General features: G+C 70.6%; 22 protein-coding genes. 6 read left to right on the top strand and 16 right to left on the bottom strand.

All coding sequences use genetic code 11. The features are described from left to right. Positions 1–4: 4 nt before the first annotated feature. Positions 5–3,790, top strand: coding sequence for a condensation domain-containing protein (locus ACIBR0_RS15115; RefSeq protein ID WP_396715907.1), 3,786 nt, complete (start codon positions 5–7; stop codon positions 3,788–3,790). Here ACIBR0_RS15115 and ACIBR0_RS15110 read toward each other — a convergent pair. The 14 genes from ACIBR0_RS15110 to ACIBR0_RS15045 all read right to left on the bottom strand — a co-directional run bounded on the left by ACIBR0_RS15110 (position 3,775) and on the right by ACIBR0_RS15045 (position 18,520). Beyond that, entirely contained in the window at positions 3,775–4,461 is a 687-nt protein-coding gene (locus ACIBR0_RS15110; RefSeq protein WP_396715905.1) for a hypothetical protein, read from the bottom strand. The genes ACIBR0_RS15115 and ACIBR0_RS15110 overlap by 16 nt on opposite strands. Positions 4,462–4,525: 64 nt before the next feature. After that, positions 4,526–5,227, bottom strand: a complete 702-nt coding sequence (locus ACIBR0_RS15105; RefSeq protein ID WP_396715903.1) for an FMN-binding negative transcriptional regulator — start codon at positions 5,225–5,227, stop codon at positions 4,526–4,528. 28 nt (positions 5,228–5,255) lie between these two features. After that, on the bottom strand, positions 5,256–7,061 hold the full coding sequence (locus ACIBR0_RS15100) for a gamma-glutamyltransferase family protein (RefSeq protein ID WP_396715901.1): 1,806 nt from the start codon (positions 7,059–7,061) through the stop codon (positions 5,256–5,258). Beyond that, the gene (locus ACIBR0_RS15095) at positions 7,058–8,005 is read right to left on the bottom strand and encodes a hypothetical protein (protein WP_396715900.1); all 948 of its coding nucleotides are present in this window, start codon (positions 8,003–8,005) and stop codon (positions 7,058–7,060) included. Before ACIBR0_RS15095 ends, ACIBR0_RS15100 begins: the two co-directional genes overlap by 4 nt. After that, positions 8,002–8,502, bottom strand: a complete 501-nt coding sequence (locus tag ACIBR0_RS15090; RefSeq protein WP_396715898.1) for a VOC family protein — start codon at positions 8,500–8,502, stop codon at positions 8,002–8,004. The genes ACIBR0_RS15095 and ACIBR0_RS15090 overlap by 4 nt, the downstream gene beginning before the upstream one ends. Positions 8,503–8,617: 115 nt before the next feature. Continuing rightward, the gene (locus tag ACIBR0_RS15085; protein WP_396715896.1) at positions 8,618–9,478 is read right to left on the bottom strand and encodes an aspartyl/asparaginyl beta-hydroxylase domain-containing protein; all 861 of its coding nucleotides are present in this window, start codon (positions 9,476–9,478) and stop codon (positions 8,618–8,620) included. A 73-nt stretch (positions 9,479–9,551) separates the two neighbouring features. Further along, a complete protein-coding gene (locus tag ACIBR0_RS15080; RefSeq protein ID WP_396715894.1) occupies positions 9,552–10,442 on the bottom strand; it encodes an LLM class flavin-dependent oxidoreductase in 891 nt (296 codons plus the stop codon). Next, positions 10,439–11,842, bottom strand: a complete 1,404-nt coding sequence (locus tag ACIBR0_RS15075) for an FAD-binding oxidoreductase (protein ID WP_396715892.1) — start codon at positions 11,840–11,842, stop codon at positions 10,439–10,441. The genes ACIBR0_RS15080 and ACIBR0_RS15075 overlap by 4 nt, the downstream gene beginning before the upstream one ends. Positions 11,843–11,860: 18 nt before the next feature. Continuing rightward, positions 11,861–14,182 (bottom strand): amino acid adenylation domain-containing protein, encoded by a 2,322-nt coding sequence (locus ACIBR0_RS15070; RefSeq protein WP_396715890.1) that lies wholly within the window; start codon positions 14,180–14,182, stop codon positions 11,861–11,863. Then, the gene (locus ACIBR0_RS15065) at positions 14,179–15,105 is read right to left on the bottom strand and encodes a hypothetical protein (protein WP_396715889.1); all 927 of its coding nucleotides are present in this window, start codon (positions 15,103–15,105) and stop codon (positions 14,179–14,181) included. Before ACIBR0_RS15065 ends, ACIBR0_RS15070 begins: the two co-directional genes overlap by 4 nt. A gap of 67 nt (positions 15,106–15,172) precedes the next feature. Further along, entirely contained in the window at positions 15,173–15,454 is a 282-nt protein-coding gene (locus ACIBR0_RS15060; protein ID WP_396715887.1) for a hypothetical protein, read from the bottom strand. After that, the gene (locus ACIBR0_RS15055) at positions 15,454–16,368 is read right to left on the bottom strand and encodes a chlorinating enzyme (protein WP_396715885.1); all 915 of its coding nucleotides are present in this window, start codon (positions 16,366–16,368) and stop codon (positions 15,454–15,456) included. Before ACIBR0_RS15055 ends, ACIBR0_RS15060 begins: the two co-directional genes overlap by 1 nt. A 334-nt stretch (positions 16,369–16,702) precedes the next feature. After that, on the bottom strand, positions 16,703–17,797 hold the full coding sequence (locus tag ACIBR0_RS15050; protein WP_396715883.1) for a winged helix DNA-binding domain-containing protein: 1,095 nt from the start codon (positions 17,795–17,797) through the stop codon (positions 16,703–16,705). 435 nt (positions 17,798–18,232) lie between these two features. Beyond that, positions 18,233–18,520, bottom strand: coding sequence for a hypothetical protein (locus ACIBR0_RS15045; protein WP_396715881.1), 288 nt, complete (start codon positions 18,518–18,520; stop codon positions 18,233–18,235). Positions 18,521–19,013: 493 nt separating this feature from the next. Between ACIBR0_RS15045 and ACIBR0_RS15040 the strand changes: the two genes are divergently transcribed. The 3 genes from ACIBR0_RS15040 to ACIBR0_RS15030 all read left to right on the top strand — a co-directional run bounded on the left by ACIBR0_RS15040 (position 19,014) and on the right by ACIBR0_RS15030 (position 21,797). Further along, complete coding sequence (locus ACIBR0_RS15040; protein ID WP_396715879.1) at positions 19,014–19,580, top strand: dihydrofolate reductase family protein; 567 nt, start codon at positions 19,014–19,016, stop codon at positions 19,578–19,580. A gap of 571 nt (positions 19,581–20,151) precedes the next feature. Then, on the top strand, positions 20,152–20,718 hold the full coding sequence (locus tag ACIBR0_RS15035; protein WP_396715877.1) for an RNA polymerase sigma factor: 567 nt from the start codon (positions 20,152–20,154) through the stop codon (positions 20,716–20,718). Then, a complete protein-coding gene (locus tag ACIBR0_RS15030) occupies positions 20,715–21,797 on the top strand; it encodes a hypothetical protein (RefSeq protein ID WP_396715875.1) in 1,083 nt (360 codons plus the stop codon). The genes ACIBR0_RS15035 and ACIBR0_RS15030 overlap by 4 nt, the downstream gene beginning before the upstream one ends. A 196-nt stretch (positions 21,798–21,993) precedes the next feature. Here the strand turns inward: ACIBR0_RS15030 and ACIBR0_RS15025 are convergent, their stop codons facing one another. Both ACIBR0_RS15025 and ACIBR0_RS15020 read right to left on the bottom strand, forming a co-directional pair. After that, positions 21,994–22,524, bottom strand: a complete 531-nt coding sequence (locus tag ACIBR0_RS15025) for a GNAT family N-acetyltransferase (protein WP_396715873.1) — start codon at positions 22,522–22,524, stop codon at positions 21,994–21,996. Between the two features lie 144 nt (positions 22,525–22,668). After that, positions 22,669–23,079, bottom strand: coding sequence for a RidA family protein (locus tag ACIBR0_RS15020; RefSeq protein WP_396715871.1), 411 nt, complete (start codon positions 23,077–23,079; stop codon positions 22,669–22,671). Positions 23,080–23,159: 80 nt separating this feature from the next. Here ACIBR0_RS15020 and ACIBR0_RS15015 point away from each other — a divergent pair, with 80 nt between their 5' ends. Continuing rightward, positions 23,160–23,546: a helix-turn-helix domain-containing protein gene (locus tag ACIBR0_RS15015; protein WP_357039897.1), complete on the top strand. Its 387-nt coding sequence runs from the start codon at positions 23,160–23,162 to the stop codon at positions 23,544–23,546. 57 nt (positions 23,547–23,603) lie between these two features. Further along, a complete protein-coding gene (locus tag ACIBR0_RS15010) occupies positions 23,604–24,047 on the top strand; it encodes an OsmC family protein (RefSeq protein ID WP_396715869.1) in 444 nt (147 codons plus the stop codon). Positions 24,048–24,083 lie beyond the last annotated feature (36 nt).

The raw sequence follows: 24,083 nt of genomic DNA, 5'->3' as shown, positions 1-24,083 counted from the left end.
TGGGATGACCACCTTGGACATGGACAAGCAGCGGATGCTCATGGAGTTGCTGCGCGAGCGCAGCACCGCGACGCGGGGCCCGCGCATCGCGCGGGTACCGCAGGGCACCCCGGTGCCCCTCAACCCGCCGCAGGCCAGGATCTGGTTCTCCTGCCGCCAGTACCCGGACACCAGCGAGTACAGCCTGCCGGAGCTACGGACCCTGGACCGGGCACTGGACCTGCCGACGGTGCGCGCGGCCATCGCGGAGCTGATGGCCCGCCACGATGTGCTGCGGGTGCGGATGTTCGAGCGTGACGGCGTGCCGATGCAGCAGGACGACGGCCCGGTCGAGCCGCCGGTGAGCTGGCACGACCTGCGGCACCTGCCGGCCGGCGAGGCGCAGGCGCGCGCCACCGCGGCCGGCAACGAGGCCGCTCAGCGCCCGTTCCCGCTCGACGGGCCGTGCTTCTTCCAGGTCATCGGGTTCGCCCTGCCCGGCGACCGGACCATGCTGGTGGTCAACTTCCATCACATCGTCATCGACGGGCTGTCCCGGGCGATGGTCGTCGCCGAGCTCGACGCTCTGCTGGCCGGCCGTACGCTCGACCCGCCGCCGCCGGTCGGCTTCCTCGACTACGTGGCCTGGGAGCAGCGCAACGCCGACGAGGCGGCGGTCCAGCGGGACCTGTCCTACTGGACCGCCAAGCTGGCCGGTGACCTGCCGGTGCTGGACCTGCCGCGGGACCATCCCCGGCCGGCCACGTCGCGGCGGGCCGGTGGCACCGTACCCCTCGCGATTTCCGCCCCGGCGCTGGCCCGGCTGCGGCAGCTCGCGGTGGACGAGGGTGTCACCCTGTTCGTCGTCGTCATGGCCGCGTACAAGCTGTTCCTGGCCCGGATGACCGGGCAGCGCGACATCATCGTCGGCGCCCCGCTGGCCGGCCGCGACCACGAGGTCGCCGAGTCGATCGTGGGTTGCTTCGTGAAGTCGGCACCGCTGCGTACCGACCTCAGCGGTGACCCGACGTTCCGCGAGGTCGTCCGCGCGGTGCACGAGACCGTCCTGGAGGCACACGACCACCAGACGGTGCCCTTCGACCGGGTGGTGGCGGAACTGAATCTGCCCCGGCTCTCCGGCGTGCAGGCGGTGTTCCAGACCATGGTCAACGTGCAGTCCACCGGAGCGGGCGGCACCGCCGACCTCGGCGCCGAGCTGGACACGAACGCCGCGATGTGGGACCTGGCGGCGAGCCTGTTCACCGACCGGGACGGGATGAGCGGCGTGCTCATCTACGCCGCCGACCTGTTCGAGAGGCCGACCGCGCTCCGCTTCGCCGGCGTCCTGGAGAACCTGCTGGTCGCAGGTGCCGAGCACCCCGACGAGCGGGCGTTCGAGCTGCCGCTGCTGTCCCCGGCCGAACGCGAGCGCAGCATGCGTGGGACGGCCGGGTCCGAGCGGCCGGACATCCGGTACCGGACGATGGCGCAGCCGTTCGAGGAGCAGGCCCGCCGCACCCCGGAGGCGGTGGCGGTACGCACCGACGAGGGGGCGGTGCCCTACGCGCAGCTGAACGGCCGGGCCAACCGGCTGGCGTGGGCGCTCCTCGATGCCGGCGTCCGGCCCGGTGCCGTCGTGGCACTGTGCCTCGCCCACGGCGCCGACCAGATCGTCGCCCGGTACGCCGCAGCCAAGCTGGGCGCCCCGTACACGGAGATCGAGCCCGAGCGGCTGGCCGGCACCGCCCCGGACGTGGTGATCACCGATCAGGCGACGGCGGCTCAGGTGCCGGCCGGACCGTGGCAGGTGGTCTCGTTCGCGGACGCCGAGCGGTGGCCCGAGACGGCCACCGACGACCCGCCGGTCGCGGAGACGGGACATGACCTGCTCAGCCTGGTGGGCTCCGTCGCCCGAACCGTGGGCGCGGCGCTGGCCGAAGTCGCGGACCTGCAGCGCACCCATCCCGTCAGCCCCGGCGAGGTGGTGCTCCCGGAGACGCCCGACGGCGCGTTCTGGCCGCTGTCGTACGGCGGCACGGTCCTGCTCTGCCCGCCCGTGGTGCACCAGGACCCGCGGCGCCTGCTGGACTACGTCAACGAGTACCGCGTCACCACCCTGGCGACCACGCCGTCGGTGCCGCTGGACGGCGTCGGCGGCGGGTCGCTGCGCCGGGTCTTCTGCGGCGGCGAACCGGTGACCGTCGCCGGCTTCCCCGGCGAGATCATCACCTGGCGGGGGTGGCCGGAGACGGGCCGGCTGGCGGCACACCACGCCCGGTACGTGCTGGACGAGGCGCTGGAGCCGGTGCCGGTCGGCGTGGCCGGCGAGCTGTATGTCGGCGGGGAGGCGGGCCTGGCCCGCGGCTACCACCGGCTGCCCGCGGCCACGGCGGAGAGGTTCGTGGCCGACCCTTTCGGCGTGCCCGGCGCCCGCATGGTTCGCACCGGCGAACTCTGCCGGCGCCGGGCGGACGGCGTGCTGGAACTCCTCGGCCCGATCGACCGGCAGATCACGGTCCACGGGATGCGCGTCGAGCGGGCCACGGTCGAATCGGCCTTCACCGGGCAGGGCGGCGTGGCCCTGTGCGCGGTCATCGCGGCGCCGGAGGGTGGTCTCGCCGCCTTCGTGGTGCCCTCCGGTGACCGGACCCTGTCGGTGGCGGAGCTCGCCGCCGGCGCCGCCGGGCGGCTGCCCGACTATCTGGTGCCGGGCAGCGTCACGGTGGTGGACCGGATCGCACGTACCGGCGACGGCGGGATCGACGTCGCCGCCTTGCTCGACCTGCACGGCGACGACGTGCTCGTCGACGAAGAGGACTTCGTCGCGCCGGAGACCGAGCTGGAGGCCCGGCTCGCCGCGATCTACGCCCGGCTCCTGCGCCGCGACAGGGTCAGCGTCACCGACAGCTTCTTCGACCTGGGCGGTCACTCGCTGCTGGTGTTCAAACTGATCGAGGAGTGCGCGAGCGAGCTCGGGCTGCGGCCGTCCGTACAGGACGTCTTCACCGGCCCGAAGGTCCGCGACCTGGCGGCGACGCTGGGCGCGGCGCAGGCCGCCCCGGCGCCGGAGGACCACCTGATCAACCTGACCGAGAACCCCGGCGCGCCCCTGGTGGTGTTCGTGCACGCGGCGAGCGGGTCGGTGCTGCCCTTCTACGAGGTGGCCCAGCGGCTGCGCACCGAGTTCGCGGTGTACGCCCTGCAGTCGCTGCCGGACGACCCGGCGGTGACGATCGAGGAGATCGCCGCCCGGTACGTGGCCGCCGTCGACGCGGTGCGCGGCGTCGCCCCCGTCGTGCTCGCCGGCTGGTCGATGGGCGGCTGCGTGGCGGTCGAGATGGCCCGGCAGTGGCTGCTGCGCGGCGAGCGGGTCGCCGCGACGCTGCTGCTCGACACCTGGGCGCCGCCCTCGTTCATGTCCTCCGCGGAGGAGGCCGCCGAGGTGCGCGCCGCCTGCCTGGCCCTCGACGTGCTGCGCCTGGAGGGCGCCGAGGCCGGCGCCGCCGTGGCGCTGGCCGAGCTGACCGGGATGGTGGAGCGTAACCGCGCCGCGTTCCTCGACTACTGGCCGGAGTTCTACCCGGCCGAGGTGGACCTGCTGCGCGCCAGCGACCCGCTGCCCGCCGGCGCGCCGCAGTTCCCCCCGGGTTACCTGGACGACGACCGCGGGTGGGGCGCCTTCGTCGCCGAGCTGGAGATCACCGAGATCGAGGGAAGCCACCTGAGCGTCTTCGATCCCGGGCATGTCGACCAGCTGGCCTCGGCGATCAGCGGCGCCGTCACCCGGCGGATGGCTTACGAGGAGATCTGAGCGCTGGCGACCGCGGCCCGCAGCTCGGGGTACATCGACCCGTCGTACGCCGCGGCGACCTGCTTCATCGGCTCGGCGGCGATGTCACCCGGCTGGTACGGCCACCAGTTCACCAGGACCGTCAGCCGCTCCCGATGCTCCGGAGCGGCCGGCGGTTCTCGGCGTACATCGGCCCGATTGCCCACGGAGTGCCACAGATGCCCCGGGAACGTGACGTACAGATTCTCGGCCGGGAAGACGAACTCCCGGTCCTGCGCCTCCGGCGAGGGCTCGCCGGCGAAGACCATCAGCGGGCCGTCGTCGACGTCGGTCAGGTACATGACGCTGGACAGCATGGGGGAATCCAGGGCGCCGGTCTCCGGGTCCTCACCGATGTCCCGGTGCAGACCGAATTCGAAGTTCGAGGCGTACGGGGGAGCCAGCCGCCCGAGCCACCACTCGACACCGACGGCGGCCGTGCGGACCTCGGCGGGGATGTGATGCACGAGGTGGTCCCGGACGGCCGCCTCGACGATGTTGCGCGGCGGCGTCGCCAGCGAGTACCAGAAGGTGTAGTGGTAGGGGCTGCGGCCGCCCAGCTGCTCGGGTCGGGTGGCCCTCGCGACGGCCGAACGCAGCTGGTCCAGCGTCTCGGTGGGCAGCGCCTGCGCGGTGTGAGCGATGAGTGCCATACATCGGGACGTTACGGGGCACACTGCGCTGTGGTCGATTGATCTTGAGGCTATCCCGGAACGGTCAGAACGGGCAGACCCCGGCGGCGCCGTCACGTGTCTGGCCAGGTACTCCGTCCCCGGCCGGCTGGCCCATCCCGGCCTCACGCATCAGCCGGGCGATCGGCCGGCCGGTTCCGCTGTCATCGGCCTCGTAACGCCGGATCACCGACTCCTGAACGTCGGCCGGCTTCTCCTGGCTGAACTTGAACAGCCCCTCGACCGCCTCGATCCGCAGCCGGAAGGCACCCACGCCGGGCAGGATCCGGCGGAAGTAGCCGACCGACGCGGTCTGGTCCCAGCCCGCGCCGAAGCGCTTCTCCAGCTGCTCCGCCGTCCACCGCACGACCTGGAGCGTCTCCTCCGGATCATGGATCAGCCGCAGGCGCCCGCACACGTGCACGGCCGCGAAGTTCCACGTCGGGGCCGACGGGTCACCGGGGTAGACGGCCGGCGTGACGAAGCCGCCCGGCCCGTCGAACATCAGCCGGGCGTGTCCGCCGTCGGTCAGCGCCTTCCAGTGCGGGTTGGCCCGGTTGAGGTGGCCGTAGAGCTCGGTGCCGGTGAGCGGGCCGGACTCCGGCTGGCCCGGGGCGACGAGGGCCGGCAGGCGCGACGCCCACGGCACGGTCTCGCCGTTGGTGGTGAGCGTCGCCAGCGGGTGACCGTCGATGATCCGGCGGTGCCAGTTCTCGTCCTGGATCTGGTAGTGGCTGGGCACGAACATGGCTACCGCCTCAGAGGAGAAAGGGAGATCAACGGCAGACGGCGTACGCCTGGCGGCCGCGCGGGCCGGCCGCGGCCCGCAGGAAACCGGTGGCCGGGTCGACGCCGGCGGAGCAGACCTTGCCGAGCGTGGACTCCGGCACCACGTCGAGCCGGTGACCTCTCCTCTCCAGTTCGGCCAGCACGGCAGGGCCGAACGAGCGCTCCACGACCACCACACCCGGGCGCGAGACGCGCGGCGCGAACGACTGGGCGAAGTGGTCGATGTGCCAGGCGGGCAGCTCGGCCGCCGCCTGTGGTTCGAGTCCGAACTCGGCGACCGCCAGGAACGCGTGCAGCGTCCACTGGTCCTGCTGGTCACCGCCCGGCGTGCCGAAGGCCGAGAACGGCGCGCCGTCGCGCAGCACGATGCTGGGGCTCAGCGTGGTGCGCGGCCGCCGTCCGGGCGCGAGGGAGTTGGGGTGTCCGTCGGCGAGCCACGCCGTCTGGCCACGGGTGCCGAGGGCGAAACCGAGCTCCGGGATGACCGGGGAGCTCTTGAGCCAGCCACCGCTGGGTACGGCGACGACCAGGTTGCCCCACGCGTCGGCGACCGCCACCGTGCAGGTGTTCCCGGCGCCGGCCCGGGGGCCGGCCGGGGTGACGGTGGGAAGGCCGCTGCGCAGGTGGGTCATCCACTCCGGCTCGTCCGCGCCCGGCTCCTCCGGCTCGGCCTGCGGGATCCACGGCTCGGCGCCGTCCGGCCGTCCGGGCTGCGGGTCGAGGTTCGCGTGCTCGCCGATGAGCGAGCGCCGCTCGGCGGAGTATCCGGCGGCCAGCAGGTCGTCCATCGGCACCGGCGTGTGTAACGGGTCGCCGTACCACGCCTCCCGGTCGGCGAACGCGAGCTTGGCGGCCTCGGCGACGGTGTGCACGTACTCGGCGCTGCCCAGCCCCATCGAGCGCAGGTCACATCCGTCGAGCAGGGCGAGCTGCTGCAGGAACACCGGACCCTGGGACCACGGTCCCGGCTTGTGGACGGTGAACTCCCGGTACGGCAGGGCGCACGAGTTCTCGACGCCCGGCCGCCACGTCGCCAGGTCGTCGCCGGTGAGCAGGCCGCGGTGCCGCCGCCCGGTCGAGTCGAACACCTCGCTGCTGCGCGCGAAGCGGTCGATCGCCTCGGCGACGAAGCCCTGGTAGAACGCGGTATGGGCCGCCTCGATCTGCGCTTCCCGGTCCGCCGACGCGGCCCGCGCCTCGCGGATCAGCCGTCGATAGGTGTCGGCCAGCACCTCGTTGCGCATCCGGGACCCGGCGGCCGGGACAGCGCCGCCCGGCAGGTAGGTACGGGCCGACTCGCTCCACTCGGTGCGGAACAGCCCGGCCATCGCCCCGATCGTCGACGCCGCGGCGGGCAGCAGCGGATAGCCGCGGGAGGCGTACCCGATCGCCGGCTCGAGGACCGAGTCCAGCGACATGGTGCCGAACTCGCCGAGCAACCGCATCCAGGCCCCGAACGCTCCCGGCACGGTGGCCGGGAGCAGCCCGCCCGCGGGCATCTGCTTGATGCCGAGCGCGGCGAATGCGTCGATCGTCGCCGCCTGCGGCATCGGCCCCTGCCCGCAGATGATGCGGACCGTGCCGGTCGAGCGTGAGTAGACGGCGATCACGACGTCACCGCCCGGCCCGTTCGAGTGCGGCTCGACGATCTGCAGGGCGAACCCGGCGGCCGCCGCCGCGTCGAAGGCGTTGCCGCCACGCTCCAGCACGCTCATGCCGACGGCGGCGGCGAGCCAGTGCGTGGCGGCCACGCCGCCGAGGGTTCCGGTCAGCGCCGGTCGCAGGACGGTCATCGGTTCACTCCCCGCTCGCGCCGGGACGGAAGGTCACAGGCGTGCTGCGCGACGCCGAGCAAAATGTCGACCAGGCCGTTCTCGCACTTGAGCACTTCGGCCTTCTGCAGCTCGGCCGGGCGGTCGTCGGCGTCACCCGCCGCGTACAGCCCGTTCGCGGCGACGTCCTGGGCGATGGCCACGAGCCGGCGCAGCAACTGCGCCACGACCTCGTGCCGGGGGACCGGTGCCCGCAGCGTCGTGAAGTAGGAGTCGTAGATCAGCCCGGCCGGCCGGTGACCGGGCCCGCGGACGGCGGCCTCGCGCAGCAGCGACCGGCCGTTGCTGACCAGGCGCGCGGCGACCCCGTCGTGCACCAGGTGCAGCAGGGCGATGGCGTCCAGCAGCTCACCGGCGTCGGCGCCGATGCTCCCGGGCAGCCACCGGCGGCGGAAGAGGTCCCGGATCGGCCAGTAGTCCGGCGCCCAGGCGCCGCTGAACGCGCGGTGCCGCAACCGCATGCTCGGCCGGATCAGGACGTTGTACAGGTCGGGCGGGCACGAGCCGGTGTAGAGCAGCATCGCGGAGTAGCCGTCCACGTAGTGGCTGATCGGCGACAGCACCTCGTCGGCGGACCGGCGGCCCTGGTTCAGGTCGTCCACGAGCTGAGCGATCAGCCGCCACACGACGAAGCAGACCTGGTGCCCGGTGATCCACCGGAACCAGAACAGCTCGTCCGGCGAGTCGCACGGCGCGACCTCGGGCGTCAGCGGGCCGCTTTCGGCGAGAGCGCCCAGGCGCTGGCAGATCTCGGCGTAGTCCCCGGCCGGCACCGCACCGGCCGGGCCGTCGGGGTCGCCCACCGCCGGCAGGATCAGCGGTTCCAGGCCGTACGCGAACCCGCCGAAGTCCCAGCGCCCGTGGGCCGGCAGGTCGCACAGCGCACCACTTCCGGCCGGCTTCACGACAGGCCGTCCGGGACGAAGGTGAACTCGAACTCCAGCCCGTTGACGTCGTACGTGTAGAAGCTCTGCACGCCGTCCTCATCGGTCACGATGTCGGTCGGCTGCTCGTCGACGGCGAACGTGTAGCGGCCGGACTCCCGGAGCTCGATCCAGCGCCGCCGAAGCCGTACCAGGTCCTCGGCGGCGCCCACGTTGAAGCAGAAGTGCTGGAACTGCACGCCGCTCTCGGTCGGCTCGGACTTGCGCCCCGGCCGTTCGAAGAGGTGGAAGCGGACGTCGCCGAGAACCATCTCGGTCAGCTCGCGGATTCCCGGCAGGCGGCTGCGGGTGAGTTCGGAGAACGTGTCGAGTGACCACGCCCGCCGGCACCCGAGGAAGTCCTCGTACCAGCGGACGCTGTTCTCGAGGTCCGTCGTCTGCACGCCGACGTGATGAAACCGCAGGTCGGGGAATCGGACTTGGGCCGCCACGTCGACGGCCGATGACGTCTCTCTCATGTCTCACCACTCCAGCGGAGGAAAGGCGCATCCGGACACTGTTGTCGCCATGTCATGATGGCCCCGGAATGCGGTCGGCAAAGTTCCCCGCTTTATGGGACAACCGTTGTTGGAATTATCGGGCCGACCGTTCCAAGGTGTAGTGGCGGCGGAGTTCCTCGACGTGCGGGAGAACCGCGGGATCCGCGGCGGCGCGCGCAATATCGATCATGGTGCCCCACACGAAATTCTCGCCACCGTCGTACCGGAAATGCTTCTTGATGACAATGCTGAAGATTTCGTTGACCGTCTCGACGGTCAGCAGGTCGGCGAGCCGCATCAGGCCGGCACGCTCGGCGTCGGTCAGCGGCGGCCGCTTCACCGTCCGGTCGGCCGGGATGCCGGCCTCCGGGCCCGCGCCCTCGACGGTAATCAGCGGTTTCGTGGAGGGCACGTCCACGAAGTCGAACATCAGATGCACCCGCTCCTCCGAGGAGAGCACCGCCACCGAGTGGATCTCCGAGGCGTCGAGGAACCACACCTCGCCCTTGCGCATGCGGTAGACGGTGTCGCCCTCGTTGAAGAAGCAGTCCTCGTTGGTGGCGAGGGGGATGTGCATCCGGTGGGCGTTGCGGGTCTCGTCGGCGAGCTCGCTGAGCTCCAGCAGGTCCCGGTGCGGGATGATGACGCTGTTCTGCACCTTGGCCAGCCGGACGAAGTTCAGCCGGTCCAGGTCGGCGACGCTCTCGATCAGCTCCCGCAGATAGGGGAGCTGATCGGCGAACTCGGTGAAGGCGGCGGGCCGGCCGTGGTCATAATTGGTGACCACGCCGTCACCGGCGCTCCCGCCCCGGGCCCAGAGCATGCAGCTCTTCCACGCGCCGCCGAAAACGTAATCGCTGTACGCCTCGGACCACGGAATGGAATCGGTCTGCGCGAGATCCTTCGCCAGGCGGGAGTCGTCGAGCCAGGTGTCCGCTACATAATGCGTTCGCATAGGATCAGGCGCCCTTCTCAGTCGAAACCGGGGTTCTCCTGAGACGGTAGGTGCGTTCTTCTCCGGGGCTAAGTCACGTGATTCGGTGACGATCCAGATCCTCGGCGACCTTTTCCAAAACGTCCACCCGGCCCTGGAAAGGCTCGTCCGGCCGTGGCCATTGCACGACGAGGTCCGTTATTCCGACCTCGGCGAATCTGCCCGCCGCGTCGAAGAACGCCGTCGGCGAGTCGAGGACACCGCCGACGGTGGGCCCGGCGACCAGCAGCCGGGACACCGTGGACGGATCCCGGCCGATCTCCACGCAGGCCTTCTCCAGGGCCTCCACCTGCCGGCGCAGGACGGGCAGCGCCTGCTCGTACGGGGCGCTCGCGAACCGGTTCGGCTCGCCCGTGGTCACCCAGTACGACGCGCGCCGGGCCGCCAGGCGCATGCCCCGGGGCCCGGACGCGGCGATCGCGAACGGGACGCGGGGTTGCTGCCGGCACAGGGGATACGAGTGCACCTCGTCCGCCAGGTAGTAACGGCCGTCGTAGGTGGTCACCGGCTGCGTCAGGAGCTGGTCGGTGAGCTCGACGTACTCGGCGAACCGCTCGGAGCGCTCACGCCGGCTCCACCTGGTCCGGCGGGTCATGGTGGAGTCGAAACCCTCCGCGCCCGCGCCGAGACCGAGCACGAGCCTGCCGTCGGAGATGTCGTCGATGGCGGTGACGTCCTTGGCCAGGTGCACCGGGTGCCGCAGGTTGGGGGAGGCGACCAGCACGCCGAGCCCGATCCGCTCGGTCTCCACCGCCGCCGCCGTCAGCGTCGGCACGAGGGTGAACCACTCCTTGGCGCGGAACGCCCGCCAGTTGAGATGGTCGTAGGTCCAGGCGTGGTCGAATCCCATCTGCTCGGCCTGGCGCCATTTCCGCCGAGCCGTCCGCCACCGGTCCTCCGGGACGATCATGATGCCGAATCTCATGCGTCTCCCTCATGACGACCGGGATCGATGTTGAAGTTATAGCGGAAAAGGTTTTGCGGGTCGACCTGCCGTTTGAGCGCGACCAGGCGACGCCACCGCTCGCCGTACGCCGCGCGCACGCCGTCACGGCCCTCGTCGTTGAGGAAGTTGACGTACTGCCCGACCGAGTACGGCGCCATCGCCTCGCTGAAGTCGCGGACCCAGCCGACGTGCCGTTCCCGGTCGCCCCGGCCCGGCTCCCACGCGCCGAACATGTTGATGTTGTGACCGGCGTGCCGGGAACCGAAGGCGGTGGCCGTCGCCGGCACCCGGCCGACCGCCCCGCCGAGGTGGTAGATCGGCACGGCCGCCAGCGGCGAGGTGATCCGTGACGCGTGCTCGACGACGGTCGCGATGACCTGGTCACTGAGCTCGCCGAAGTCCACCGAGCGCCAGTAGTACTGCTTGCCGGGCGGGGAGGTGCGGTCGACCATCTGTTGCAGCTCGACGTACGGCATCGGGCCGACCGTGTCGAGCAGCGGACGCCCGAACTCGCGCAGCGGGCGCAGGAACGCCAGCCCTTCGTCCATGTCACCGGACCAGCACACGTTGAGGGCCACGACGGGGGAGCCGTGCAGCCGTTCCGGGACGGCCGCCACCGGGGGGCACAACCGCAGGTTGAGTATCGTCCCGAGCTCGTCCGGGGCGTCCGCGACCAGGTCGCGGTAGTGCGCCAGGAACGCCGGTGCGACGTCCAGCGGATAAATGATCATCCCGGCCAGGACGGTCGGTCCGATGTCGTGCAGGCGGAAGCCGAACCGCACCACCGTCCCGAAGTTGCCGCCGCCGCCACGCAGGCCCCACAGCAACTCCGGGTTCGTCGTGGCGTCCACCTTGAGCCGGCGGCCGTCCGCGGTCACCAGATCGGCCTCCACCAGGTTGTCCACGGTGAGCCCGCAGCGGCGCATCAGGTGGCCGATGCCGCCGCCCAGGGCCAGCCCGCCGACTCCGGTCTCACTGACGATCCCCCCGGTCGTCGCCAGTCCGTGCGCCTGGCTGGCCCGGTCGACGTCCTGCCAGAGCGCGCCGCCCTGCACGTGGGCCAGCCGGCGCTCCGGGTCGATCTGGACCGCACGCATCCGGGACAGGTCGATGACCATGCCGTCGTCGCAGATGCCCTGGCCGGCCACGCTGTGCCCGCCGCCGCGGACCGCGATGGGCAGCCCGCGCTCGGCGGCGAACGTGACGGCCGCGGTCACGTCCGCCACGTCTGTGCAGCGCGCGATCAGCAGGGGGCGCCGGTCGATGTCTCCGTTCCAGACCTTGCGGGCCTCGTCGTACCGCGGATCGGCGGCGGTGATGAGATCGCCGCGCAGCGCGTCGGCGAGCTTCTCGGCGTCGCCGGTCGTGATGGTGTTCAAAGCCGTGGTCCTCCGGTCCTAGTCCTGCGGTGACGGGATCGTCGTGGTGCGGATCGCCGCGGCCACGTCACGCAGCGTGCCGTGCATCAGCTGGGCCGGGTCGGGTTCGGCCCGCAGGGTCGCCTTGCACTCGTCGATCAGCCGGAAGGTGAGCAACGAGTGGCCGCCGAGCTGGACGAACGTGTCCAGCACGCTGATCGAGGACCGGTCGAGGACCCGGTGGTAGATGTGGACCAGGGCGGCTTCCACCTCGTCGGCGGGCGGTTCCACCGTACGTTCGCGGTCGGTGAGCTCCTGCCAGATCTTGATCAGCTCGCCCTGGTCGATCTTGCCGTTCACCGTCGCCGGGAGGTAGTCGACCGGCACCACCCGGTCCGGCCGCATCTGCGCGGGCAGGCCCCCGGCCGCCTGGTCGAGGATCGCCGCCGGGTCCAGGTCGGCGACGGAACTCTGGCCGGCGGGCACGACGAAGGCGAGCAGGCGCAGCGGCTTCCCGTGGGCGATCACCGCGCAATCGCCGACCGCGGGGTGCGCGGCCAGCACCGACTCGACCTCACCGGGCTCGATCCGCAACCCACGGATCTTCACCTGCCGGTCGATACGGCCGAGATGCTCCAGCGTGCCGTCCGCACGGTACCGGCAGAGGTCACCGGTGCGGTACATCCGTGACCCCGGAGGTCCGTAGGGATCCGCGACGAACCGCTCGGCGGTCTGGGCGGACTGGCGCCAGTACCCGTCGGCCAGACCGACCCGCCCGCTGATGTACGCCTCACCGGGCGTGCCGACCGGCACGAGATCGAGGTTGGCGTCGAGCACGGTCACCCGAAAGTTGTCGGCGGGCCGGCCCACCGGAACGGACCCGCCGGTCCAGCCCGGATCGATGACGTTGTCGGTGACCGGCCCCGCCTCGGTCGGGCCGAAGGCGTTGATCAGGTTGCTGCCGGGCAGGACGGCGGCGAACGCCTCGGGGATCCGCGGGCTCATCGGCTCGCCCCCGCACACCACCCACTTCAGGGTCTCCGGAGCGGCGCCGGACAGCTCCTCCAGGTAGGCCGTCATCATCGTCGGCACCAGGAAGATCAGCGACACGCCGTGGTCGCGGGTGAGCCGGGCCAGGTGCCGGGGATCGCGCTCGCCGCCGGGCCGGCAGATCATCAGGCGGGCGCCCTGGTAGAGCGGCCAGAAGAGCTCCCAGATCGAGATGTCGAAACCCGGCGAGGCCTTGAAGAGCGCCGTCTCGCCGGTGCCGAACGGGTACTGCCGCTGCATCCAGAAGATGTTGGCCAGGGTCCCGGCGGTGCGCGAGACCACGCCCTTGGGACGGCCGGTGGTCCCGGAGGTGTAGAGGATGTGCACCAGCCCCGGCCCGCCGTCGAGAACGAGGTTCGTCGCCGGCCGGCCGGACCCGACCTGCTCGGTGCCGACGTCGTGGATCTCCCACGGGCCGTCGGGCAGGTGGCCGCGGCAGGCCTGATCGGTCAGCACCAGCCGGGGCGCCGAGTCCGCCAGGATCAGGGCGATGCGCTGGTCCGGCAGATCGGCGTCGAGGGGTACGTAGGTGGCGCCGGTCTTGACCGCGGCGTAGATCGCGACGACCTGGGGTATCCCGCGCTGCAGGCAGACACCGACCCGGGTGCCGGGCCCGGCACCGAGCCCGCGCAGGTGGTGGGCCAGCCGGTTGGCGCGCTCGTTGAGCTCCCGGTAGGTGACGGTGTGACCGTCCTCCTCCTGCAGGGCGACCGCGTCCGGGGTGCGCTGGGCCTGCTCCTCGAACGGCTCCGCCATCGTGCGGTAGCGGATCTCCGGGTCGTGGTGCGGGTTGAGGCCGTGCCGGATCCGCTCGCGTTCCTCCGGGCCGACCAGCGGGTGGCTGATCATCGGTGCGTCCGGGTCGCTGGTCAGGCCGGCGAGCAACTGCAGGAACGAGTGTGCCCAGGCCTCCGTGGAGGGGACGTCCGACGAGTCGGTCATGGTCTCGACGTACAGGTGCCGTCCGGCCCGGGTGATCAGGATCGTCACGGCGACCGGGGCGTCGTCGTCGGCCTCCGTGGTGGCGACGGCCTCGGACTTCGCGGCCTGCCGCAGCGCGTCGCGGAAGCTGATGCTCAGGTCCGGCGCGCCGGACCGCGGCAGGATCGTCTCAAGGTCCCGCCGGGTGACCCGGACGCGGCAGTCCGTGCCCGGGCGCGGCAACCGCTCGGCCAGCACGCCCGCGCCGATGGACAGGGCGACGAAGGCATCGACGCCAGCGGCCGCGGCGAGCGAGTGCAGGGTGCCCATCACGCCGACGGGCACGAGGATCGGCCCGATGCAGTCGGTCTTGGACAGCAGCCCGTTCATGGCGCGGTCCCTTCCAGGAGCACGCAGGCGTAGAAGCCCGGCGCCAGCGACTGCGCGAGGTACGTCTGCCCGCCGCGGATGCCGACCCGCTCGTGATAGTCGACCAGGTTGATCATCCAGTCGGCGTTGCCGCAGTGCCCGTACGCGGAGAGCGTGTCCGCGAAGTGCAGCCGGTCCGGCGGCAGGCCGACCGAGCTCGCGTTGAACAGGGTCAACGGCTTGTACAGGTTGGCCGCGAACACCTTGGTCACCTGCGGCAGCTGCCGCCCTCCGGCGCGCAGGGCCGCGGACAGCGTACGGTCGGCGACCGCCTTGCGGGAGACGAACGTGTCGCGTCCGCGCAGCCCGTCCGGGTCCACCTTGACGGCGGACGAGGAGAGCCGCACCAGCCCGGGATCGTGCCGGGTCAGCAGGCAGCTGACCGCGGCGTCGCCGAACAGGGCGTACGGGCGGACCCGGTCACGGTCGTCCGGCACGAAGTCCAGGGCGACCATGACCACGTGTGTCACGTCCGGGTCGGCGAACAGGTCCCGGCTGTGCCGCAGCGCGGTCAGCGAGCTGCAGCACCGTTGGTAGGACACGAGGTGCGGGACGCAGTCGTCGAGTCCCAGGGCGATCAGCACCTGCTCGGCGAAGTCGGGAGGCAACAGGGCCAGGGCCGGGTCGCTGGTCGCGATGACGAGATGGTCGATGTCCGTGGCACCGGCGCCGGCACCCCGTAGGGTCCGGCGCACGGCGTCCACGACGTACTCCTGCACCGGCCCAGACATTTTCCGATAGGTGGTACAGCCCATTTCGGCGAAGTCCGTCCCGAACGACGCGGTCTCCCAGAGGGAATCGAAATCGGGAATGTTCTCCGGCTTGTTCTCCAGGTCGCCGAAGGCGCACGCGAACGAGCCGATGCCGACATTTTCGAGATCCAAGATCATGGTTCCTTCGATCGGCCGATCGGATGGGGGAATGCCGGCGCCGGGCTCGGCCCCGCGGACGTCAGGCTCGGGTCGGCACCACCGCGCTCGCATCGATCTCGCGGAGCACGGAGAGGATGCCGTCGATGTCGCCCAGCCGGAGGACCCATTCCGGGCGCATCGTGACGGTGTTGCCGGTGTACTCGTCGATGTAGTTCACGAGCACCAGCACCATGTTGAGCGAGGTGATCCCCAGTTCGTCGCGCGTCTTCGCTCGGGCCACCTGCTCGTACGTGATGTCGCTGGTCATCGGCTGCTTGGCGAGGAAGTCGGCGAACTTGCGCCGGTAGTCGTCGGTGGCCATCAGCCGACCTTCGGGAACGGGAAGCCGTTGAGGTTGTTGGTGTGGATGCGGTTGTGGCCCCACCGGTCCTCGCCGGAGACCAGGACGCTGCCGTGGTAGTCGAGGCTGATCGCGTCACCGAACCCGCTGAGGCCGTCGATGTGCTCGTAGACCCGCACGGACGGCGAGACGTACCGGGTGGCGAGCCCGAGCCGCTTGGTGTCGCTGACGTTGGGCAGCGAACCGTGGATGCACTTGGCCAGGAAGATGACGAACTGCCCCGGCTTCATCGGCATGTTGACGACCTCGCCGGCGTCCGGGTCCCAGTCCTGGTCGAGCTTGAGCTCCGAGTAGTCGTAGCCGAAGAAGTCGTGGGACTTGCTCTCCACGTTCCGCGACATCGGCTTGGTCTCGTCGTAGTACCACTTCTTGTGGCTGCCCGGGATGAAGCGCAGGCAGCCGTGCTCCTCGTCGGCCTCGGAGAACGCCGTCCACACGGTCAGCTCCTGCGTGGCAGCGGTGCTCTCCTCGGTGTAGCGCAGCGAGGGGTAGGCGACCGTCTCGGACTCGAAGACGGTGAAGGCCTCGACCTGGTGCCATCCGGTTCCGTTCTCACCCGGCTGCTTCTCGAAGATGTTCGTCTTCCAGCAGATGATGTCGTCGCCCATCAGGCTGCGCAGCTTGTGCACGACCGTCGGGTGGGCGATGTGCCGCGACAGGGTGTCGCAGTCCAGGTGGCGGTCGTAATTGATGATGTTCGAGTCGTGCGGCTTGTTGCGGGACGTGACCATCTCGATCATGGCCTGGCTCCAGAGGAGCGGAGCCTCCTCCTCGGAATAGAGGTCGAACGGTCCGAGGAAACCGTTCTCCTGGAAGGACTTGACCTGTTCGGCCGTCAACCCTTGGGTTGCCGTTCCGGTGATGCTTTCAGCCACCTTGTCTTCCTTTCACGACGGTGCCTACCGGGCCTGGGCCACCTCGAAATGAGGAGGAATGCGGGGCCAATCAGGCTCACCGTATGCGGGTAGGACCGACGCGTCTTGTCACCGGAAACGGGGGTCCGGGGTGGCCCCGGAACCATCCGCCGGCCTGCGACAGGCCCAACGCCACCAGGAATCCGGCCACGGTGACCAGGTGGGCGTTTTCGAACGCCTCGGGATCATGGTGTTCAGGGTCAGGCTGCTCGCTGATACTCGTTGATCACGCCGAGGACCGTCGTCCGTCGGACGCACCGGCCGCTGCCGCTCCTGCGCCTGTCCCGGGCACGGCTCACCGGCGGGAGTTGAACCGCACGTCGTGGTGTACGGCGTCGGGCGCGGCGAACGCGAGCAGCCGCTCGCCCTCCTCGGTCAGGTCGTGCACGTCGCGGGTAGGGATCTGGAACAGCGGCCGCACGACCAGCGTCGCCGCGCCCTTCCGCCGGGTGATCTTCCAGGTGGCCCGGACGAACCCGTCGACCAACACCGTCCCGGGGATGACGCCGGGCACGCCGAACACGTCGCGGCGGTCCCGGTCGTCCATGATCCGTCTGGTGTCGTCGTGGGAGACCACGATCGCGTCGAAGTCGGCGACGTAACGCACCGGTGCCGGGGTGTCCGGGTGCGGCAGCGGGGCGTCGGGCAGGTCGAGCAGGTCGGCGCCGTCCTCATCGCGGTAGGCGATCAGCCGGTCGCCGAGCCGGTCGGTCACCTCGCGCAGCCCGCTGAGCCCCGACCAGGCCTGCACGTCCTGCACCGTCGCGGGGCCGAACGCCGCCAGATACCTCAGCACCAGGTCGTCCAGCGTCGTCCCCGGGCCGCCGCCGACGCCCAGCCAGTGCTCGGCGCTGGTGTACGCGGGCTGCCCGACCGCGCCCCACAGCCCGTGCGGCGGCACCTGCACCAGCGGCACGGCCGCGCGCACCGCCGCGCCGAGCGCAGCGGGCTCGGCGTCGGGCCAGCGTGCGTTGAGCTCCGCGCCGAGCTCCTTGAGGGTGCGCGGCCGCTCCTCGACGAGGGCGCGTCCCGCGGCGGCAACCGGGCCGGGATCGGCTCCGCGCAGCCGCTCGCGCCCCGATGGGCCCAGGTGGCGGTCCTGCACAGCCTGCAGGAGTGGCCGGAGGTCCGTGGCGTCGCCGGCGCTGACCAGGTGCGGCGTAGCCCGCATCAGCCCGGTGCGGACAGCCACGCGGGAGGTGAGCAGTGCCGACAGGTCCTCGATCTGAAACCGCCGCAGCCGCGTCCACAGCCCGAGGTAGGGCGGGTTCGGCGCCTGGGCGGGCAGGCCGATGAGATGCTCGATCGCCGCCAGCGGGCCCAGCGGCGAACGCTCCAGCAGCAGCTGCCGCGCCAGCAGGGCACGGTTGAGATCGCGGCGGGTCAGCATACGCAGATCATTTCACGAGGAATGTCGACGTTGATGCTGCGTTCGACGGCGAGGGCGCGGTCAAGGAGGTCATCGCCTGGCCGGACCGTCTGCACGTGGTGGAGCCTGCGCCGCTGATCACTGTCGTCGAGCGAATCGAGCGCAAGGGTGACCGCGAGCTGCTCGCCCGCTGTCCGAGCACGACGGACGCCCAGGAGGCGGCGGACCGGCTGGTCGACTGGTTCTCCCGGCTGGTGCCCGGACTGCCGGTGGCCGCAAGCGTTGACGGCAGCGAGCGGGTCGAGCGTTCTGAGCGGCAGATCGGTACACCTGACGTTGTTGACGCCCAGCCACGGGTGAGGCAATGCGTCCGGCAGCTAACCGAACGCATTGCATCGGCAGGGTCGCGCAGCGGCCGTCTTCAGCCGGTTTGTGTGGCAGCGAGCAGTTTTCTGATCAGAAGGGAGGTGCGTTCTCGCCCATCAACGCCAGCACGACGCCTCCCTTCCCGCGCTTGAGGCTCTGGACCACGACCGTGCCGGTGCTGCCGTCGGGCAGCTCCAAGGTGAAGGTCTTCCCGACCGCGTTCTTGGGGCCATTGCCGGCGCTGTTGGCGGGTCGGAAGTCGCCTGCCCACGGCGGGATCCCACCGTTGCGGGCGGGCTCGGCGAAGAGCGCGGCGGTGCCAGGGGTCCTGGTGCCGTCCGAGGAGAGAAGCACTGAGGCGCTGCGATAGGTAGCCATATAACGTCAAGGCTATCCCGGACCGCGCTCGTTCGCGTCACGACAACTGTCCGTAGCGCGAACGGCTACGGCGGAGCAACCTTGGTCTGCTCTCACTCCTTGGGCTGACCGTGCGTCGGCCACGGCCCGAGCTGGTCCCCGGTCGCCCAACCTGCAGCGTCGACGGCCGACAGCCCGCCGGCTCGGCCGACGTCTCGCCACCGCATCCGTACTGGCCCGCACCAGGCCCAGACAACTCGCTGGTTGTCGGCGCGCACGATCGGCGGATGAGGGCGCGGCCGGTACGGAGACAATGATCTCGACGAGCATGGGTGCTTCACGAGCATGGGTGCCGGGTGCCGGGAGTCTGAGGACGTTTCCGGCACGGTGTCGGATCTGCCGCAGGTCGTTCGTAGAACAGGTGAGGGCAGTCGGCTTTGGTCTCCCAGGACAAGGGAGTCGTGAGACGGCCCGATACTTGATCTAGTTCGATCGACCATCGAGAGGTAACGGCATGGGCAAGCTCATCTACGTGACGAACGTGTCGCTTGACGGCTACATCGAGGACGAACGCGGGGCGTTCGACTGGTTCCCACCCGACGACGAGGTGTTCGCGCTCCACACCGACCTCCTGCGGTCTGTGGGCACGTTTCTCTACGGGCGGCGCCTGTACGAGGCGATGGCCGTCTGGGAGACCGACGCCGCTCTGGCCGCGCAGTCCGACCTCATGGCCGGCTTCGCGAGCGCCTGGCAGGCGGCGAGCAAAGTCGTGTACTCCACGACCCTCGCCGCGGTGTCAACTGCCGACACCCGACTCGAACGCCGTTTCGACCCCGCCGCAGTACACGAACTGAAGGCCACGGCCGGCAGCGATCTCACCGTAGGAGGTGCCAACCTCGCGACGCAGGCTTTCAAGGCCGGTCTGGTCGACGAGTGCCAGCTGTTCGTCCTGCCCATTGTCGTCGGCGGGGGCAAGCCAGGGCTGCCGACCGGCATACGCGCAGAGCTCGAGCTCCTCGATGAGCGCCGATTCCGGAACGGCGTCGTACACCTCCGCTACCGCCTCTCGGACAGCGACTGACAGCCCCTGTCCGGTTCGCCGGCGCTTGCATGACACGCGTAGCGCTGACGACTGGCGGACGGCGGCACGAGCGGACAGCGCGTCATCGTCTGGACAAAGTCCAGATGGATGTCGCCGCTTGGGCCTGCCGTGTTGGCCGCCGGACCTACGGCGGACGACGGAAATGGCTTACGTGGAGCAGGCCCCTACTTTCGGCAGTTCCGGATGGCGAGCGGCAGCTCCAGCCGTCACGCTGCATGCGCGCGGATCGCGGCTAGATCCGTGCGCCTGACGCGCGGCGGCATCAGAGGTGGGCATCTGACCTCGGCCCGATGGACGGCCGGCGGTGAAGCAGGACAGGCGGTGGCGTCAGGCGTACCGTTCGCGTCGCTCGTGGCATTCTCGGACCGCGTCATGGTGGTCAGGATCGTCACCGGCACCGCGGGCATGGGTGGCCTGGACCAGTGGATGCCAGCAGTCGGCCGAGCTCGGGTTGCGGCCAAGACGCTGGTGGTCGAGGCCGGTCCGACGAGCTCCGCGAATTCTGGATCGGGCTTGTCACGATGGGCACTTGACCGGACATGGAGTAGACGTGAGTTCCGGGGCTGAGCACGAGGACCGCTTCCGACGCGTCTACGCGGCCAACTTCGAGCCGCTGCTGGCGTACGCCATGCGGCGCGTCGGGCAGCCCGAGGACGCGGCCGACGTGGTCGCCGAGACCTTCCTCGTCGCTTGGCGGCGCAGCCGTGACATGCCGCCCGAGGGCGAGGCCCGGCTGTGGCTGTACGGCGTGGCCCGGCGGGTGCTGGCCAACCACCACCGCGGCGGCGTCCGCCGGGAACGGCTGGGTGAACGGTTGCGGCAACGGCTCAAGGTCGCCGTCGCCGTCGACCCGGGCAGCGAGGTGCCCGAACGGCTCACGGTCCAGGCCGCGCTGGCCCGGCTGGGTGAGTTGGACCGGGAGGTGTTGATGTTGACCTTCTGGGAGGGCCTGGAGCCGCGCGAGGCCGCTGCGGTCCTTCAGGTGAACCCGGCTGCGGTCCGTACCCGGCTGTCGCGTGCCCGGGCCCGGTTGCGAGAACTCGTCGGTGACGACCTCGGCCCGCCCGGACATGTACTCGACGTCATGGCCGTACGCACCTCAGAGGAGGGCAGATGACCGACGAGCACCTCGACCGGATGGTCCGAGACGCCGACCCGTACCGACCCGGTGTCATCAAGCACCTCGACGGGGCCGCGCAGAACCTCGTGGAGGAGATCATGTCCGTGCCGACCCTCGACCCCGTCGCCGAACCGCCGGGCAAGCGCTTCCGGGCGCGCCGCGGCGTGATGAGCGGCCTCGCCGGCGCAAGCGTCGCGGCCACCCTTCTCGCCGGTGTCCTGACCGTCTCGATCATGAAGTCCGACCAGCCGGAAGGGCGACCGACGACCCCGGCGATCACCTCCGAAGCGACGGACCCGGCGGCGCATTCGGCGATGGTGCTCAAGGCGGCCGAGGAGAACCCGCGACTGCTGATCGACCAGCCCGGCTGGAAGGCGACCACGGTCTACGGTTTCGGCGAGAAAACGGGCACCATCGCGTTCAGCGACGGCGAACGGCAGGTGGAGATGAACTGGTACCCGGCCGGCCAGTACGACGGCTACCACGAGGATCGGCTCCACGTCAGCAAGCCCGAACCGGTGAAGGTCGACGGCTGGCCGGCGGACCTGTTCCGGTACAGCGCCAGCGACTTCGCGGTCATGCTCCGGCCCCGCGACGGTTCCTTCGTCGAACTGCGTACCGGGGGCGCCTGGACGCGCAGCGAGTTCGATCGGGTTCTCGCCGACGTGGTGCGCGTCGACGCTCGTACGTGGCTGGCGGCGCTGCCGACGGAGATCGTCACGCCGGAGCGGGTGGACGCGCAGGCGGCCAAGGTGCTCGCCGACGTGCCGCTCCCTCCCGGCTTCGACACCAGCACACTGGGCGACGTCGGCACCAACGACGCCTATCAGTTCGGCGCCAAGGTGACCAGCCGGGTCGGCTGCGGGTGGATCGCCGAATGGCTGCGCGCGAAGAAGGCTGGCGACGACGCCGCCCTCCGACGGGCCGCTGACGCGTTGCGCAGCAGCCACAAGTGGACCGTGCTGCACCAGATGAACGACGAGGGTGACTGGCCGGAGGTGTTCTGGGAGACCGCCGACAAGGTGGCCGCCGGAAAGCCGCCGGCCCAGTACGAAGAGGCCCTGGGCTGCGAGTAGCCGTCCCGGATCGCCGAACAGATGTCGGGCAGGGCGCTGGGGATCAGCCGATCCTCAGCGCCCGACGCCTGCCCCACGTCTGACGCCGGAGGGCGGCATCGGCGGGGATGAAACGGCTCGTGTGAAGCCGCACCGGACTTGCCATCGATCTCTGCGCCGAACCCAGCGTGGGAAGGGCTTCAGGTGAGGGACTCGGTCAACGTCGCGCGCCGCGGAAGTCCTGGTAGCCCAGGATGTGCACAGTCTGGGACGGGTTCAGAACGTAGGGTATGGCCTTGTCGGTTTCGACGAACCCGAGCTTGCGGTAGAACGCCCGGGCCCGGTGGTTGTCCTCGTGGACGCCCAGGGTCAGCCACGCCGCGTCGGTGTGGTCGCTGGCGAAGCGGATCGCCGCCGCCATCAGAGCAGCGGCGGGTCCAGACGCGCCGCGGTGCGCCGGGGTGCCGTAGACCGCGTGGACGTGGGCGTGGTCGGGGACGTCGGCAAGCGGCGCGACGGCAGCCGTCCCGACCCAGTCGCCTGCCTCGCCGATGGCGACGAGCGTCGCTGAGGACGCGGAGTGGGCTTCGCGGGCCGCCTCCTTCTGCCAGACGGCGTCGTTGAAGGCGGTCGCCTCGGCGAGTGGCGTGCTGAACGCGGTCGGTGAGTCCTGGAGTGCCTCCAGCCGGATGGCCCTCAACTGCCGCCACTCGCCAGCGGCCAAGCGGCGTATGTCGTAGATCGTCACAGCCCATCTCCCGTTGAAATGGCGTAGCTCAGCCTGTTCGGTGACGCAGTCTGCTGCAACGCCTCCTCGCCGAGAATCTCGGATCGGCCTGCTCGGACCGGCACGACTCGTCATCCGGTGCCGGCCCGAACCGCCTCGGCGACGTCAGTCCGTGACCGCCGTCGCTTCGACCTCGACGAGGACATCGGGCTCGAACAGGTAGGCGACGCCGATGAGTGAGGCCGGGGGCATGGGCTGCGGGAGACCGATCTCCTGTGCGACGTCGTCGACGCCGGCCATGAAGTCGCCGATCCTGTCCGGCGACCAGTTCGTGACGTAGAAGGTGAGGCGGACGACGTCCCGGAAGCCCGCGCCGGCCCCGGCCAGCCCGCGCGCGGTGTTGCGGAGCGCCTGGCTGACCTGGCCCCGGAGGTCGCCGGGCGCGACCGGCTGCCCCGCCTCGTCGCGGCTGACCTGACCGGCCACGTGAACGTGGCGTGACCCGGACGCGACCGCGACGTGGTGATAGGGGACGGGCTGCATCATGCCCTGCGGGGAATGGAGCTGAACACCCATCGAACGTCCTTCCTCGAATCAATCGCTGGTATCCCATTGATACCTGGTGGGTTGAGGAAACTTCAACGAGACTAGGTGTCATGGCAGATACCGACCCCAGCCCGGCGGAACGTCTCGAGGTCACCCGGCCGCACCGTGAACTCCTGGACCAGGTCCTGGACAAGTGGTCCCTGGCGGTGCTGAACCGGCTCTGCGAACGACCTTCGCGGTTCAACGAGCTGCGTCAGGCGATCCCGGCCGTCTCCCAGAAGTCGCTGAGCGCGACCCTGCGCCGACTCGAACGCAACGGCATCGTCGAGCGTCGCGTCATCTCGTCGCGGCCGGTCGCCGTCGAGTACCGCATCACACCGCTGGGCAAGACTTTCCGGCAGCCGATCGACGCCCTCCTCGACTGGGCCGACCATCACCTCGGCGCCATCGAGGCGGCCCGCCGGGCGTACGACGAGTCCGCCTCGGCCACATCGTGAAAGCGCGCCGGCGGACCCGTGCGGCGACGGGTCAGCGGCCCTGGGTAGCTTCCTGTCATGAGTGACGACACCTTCCGCTCGGTCGAGATCGAGCGCACCAGCGTGGGGCAGTACGTCGTGCGGAACGCGCGCGGCGGATCGATGTCGATGGGCGCGGGCGGGGACGCCAGCTTCACGCCGGTGGAACTGCTCCTGGCGGCCCTCGGCGGCTGCACGGCGATCGACGTGGACCACATCACCAGCCGCCGCGCCGAGCCGACCCGGTTCACCGTCGACGTCACCGGCGACAAGATCCGCGACGAGACCGGCGGAAACCGGATGCAGAACCTGAGGGTCGAGTTCGCCGTCACGTTCCCCGCGGGCGCGGACGGTGATCGGGCGCGGGAGGCAGTGCCCCGGTCGCTCCAGCAGTCCCACGAACGGCTCTGCACCGTCTCCCGCACTGTCGAACTCGGTACCCCCGTCTCGATCGTCGAGGCTGTCGGTTCGCCAGAGGACTGAGGTCTCGCACGATCGCGAATATTTTCGACACAGCCC

The sequence above is a fragment of the Micromonospora sp. NPDC049497 genome (assembly GCF_044465805.1).
GTDB lineage: Bacteria > Actinomycetota > Actinomycetes > Mycobacteriales > Micromonosporaceae > Micromonospora.
Note: the sequence above shows the minus strand (reverse complement) of the source record. Positions and strands in the feature narration are given on the sequence as shown.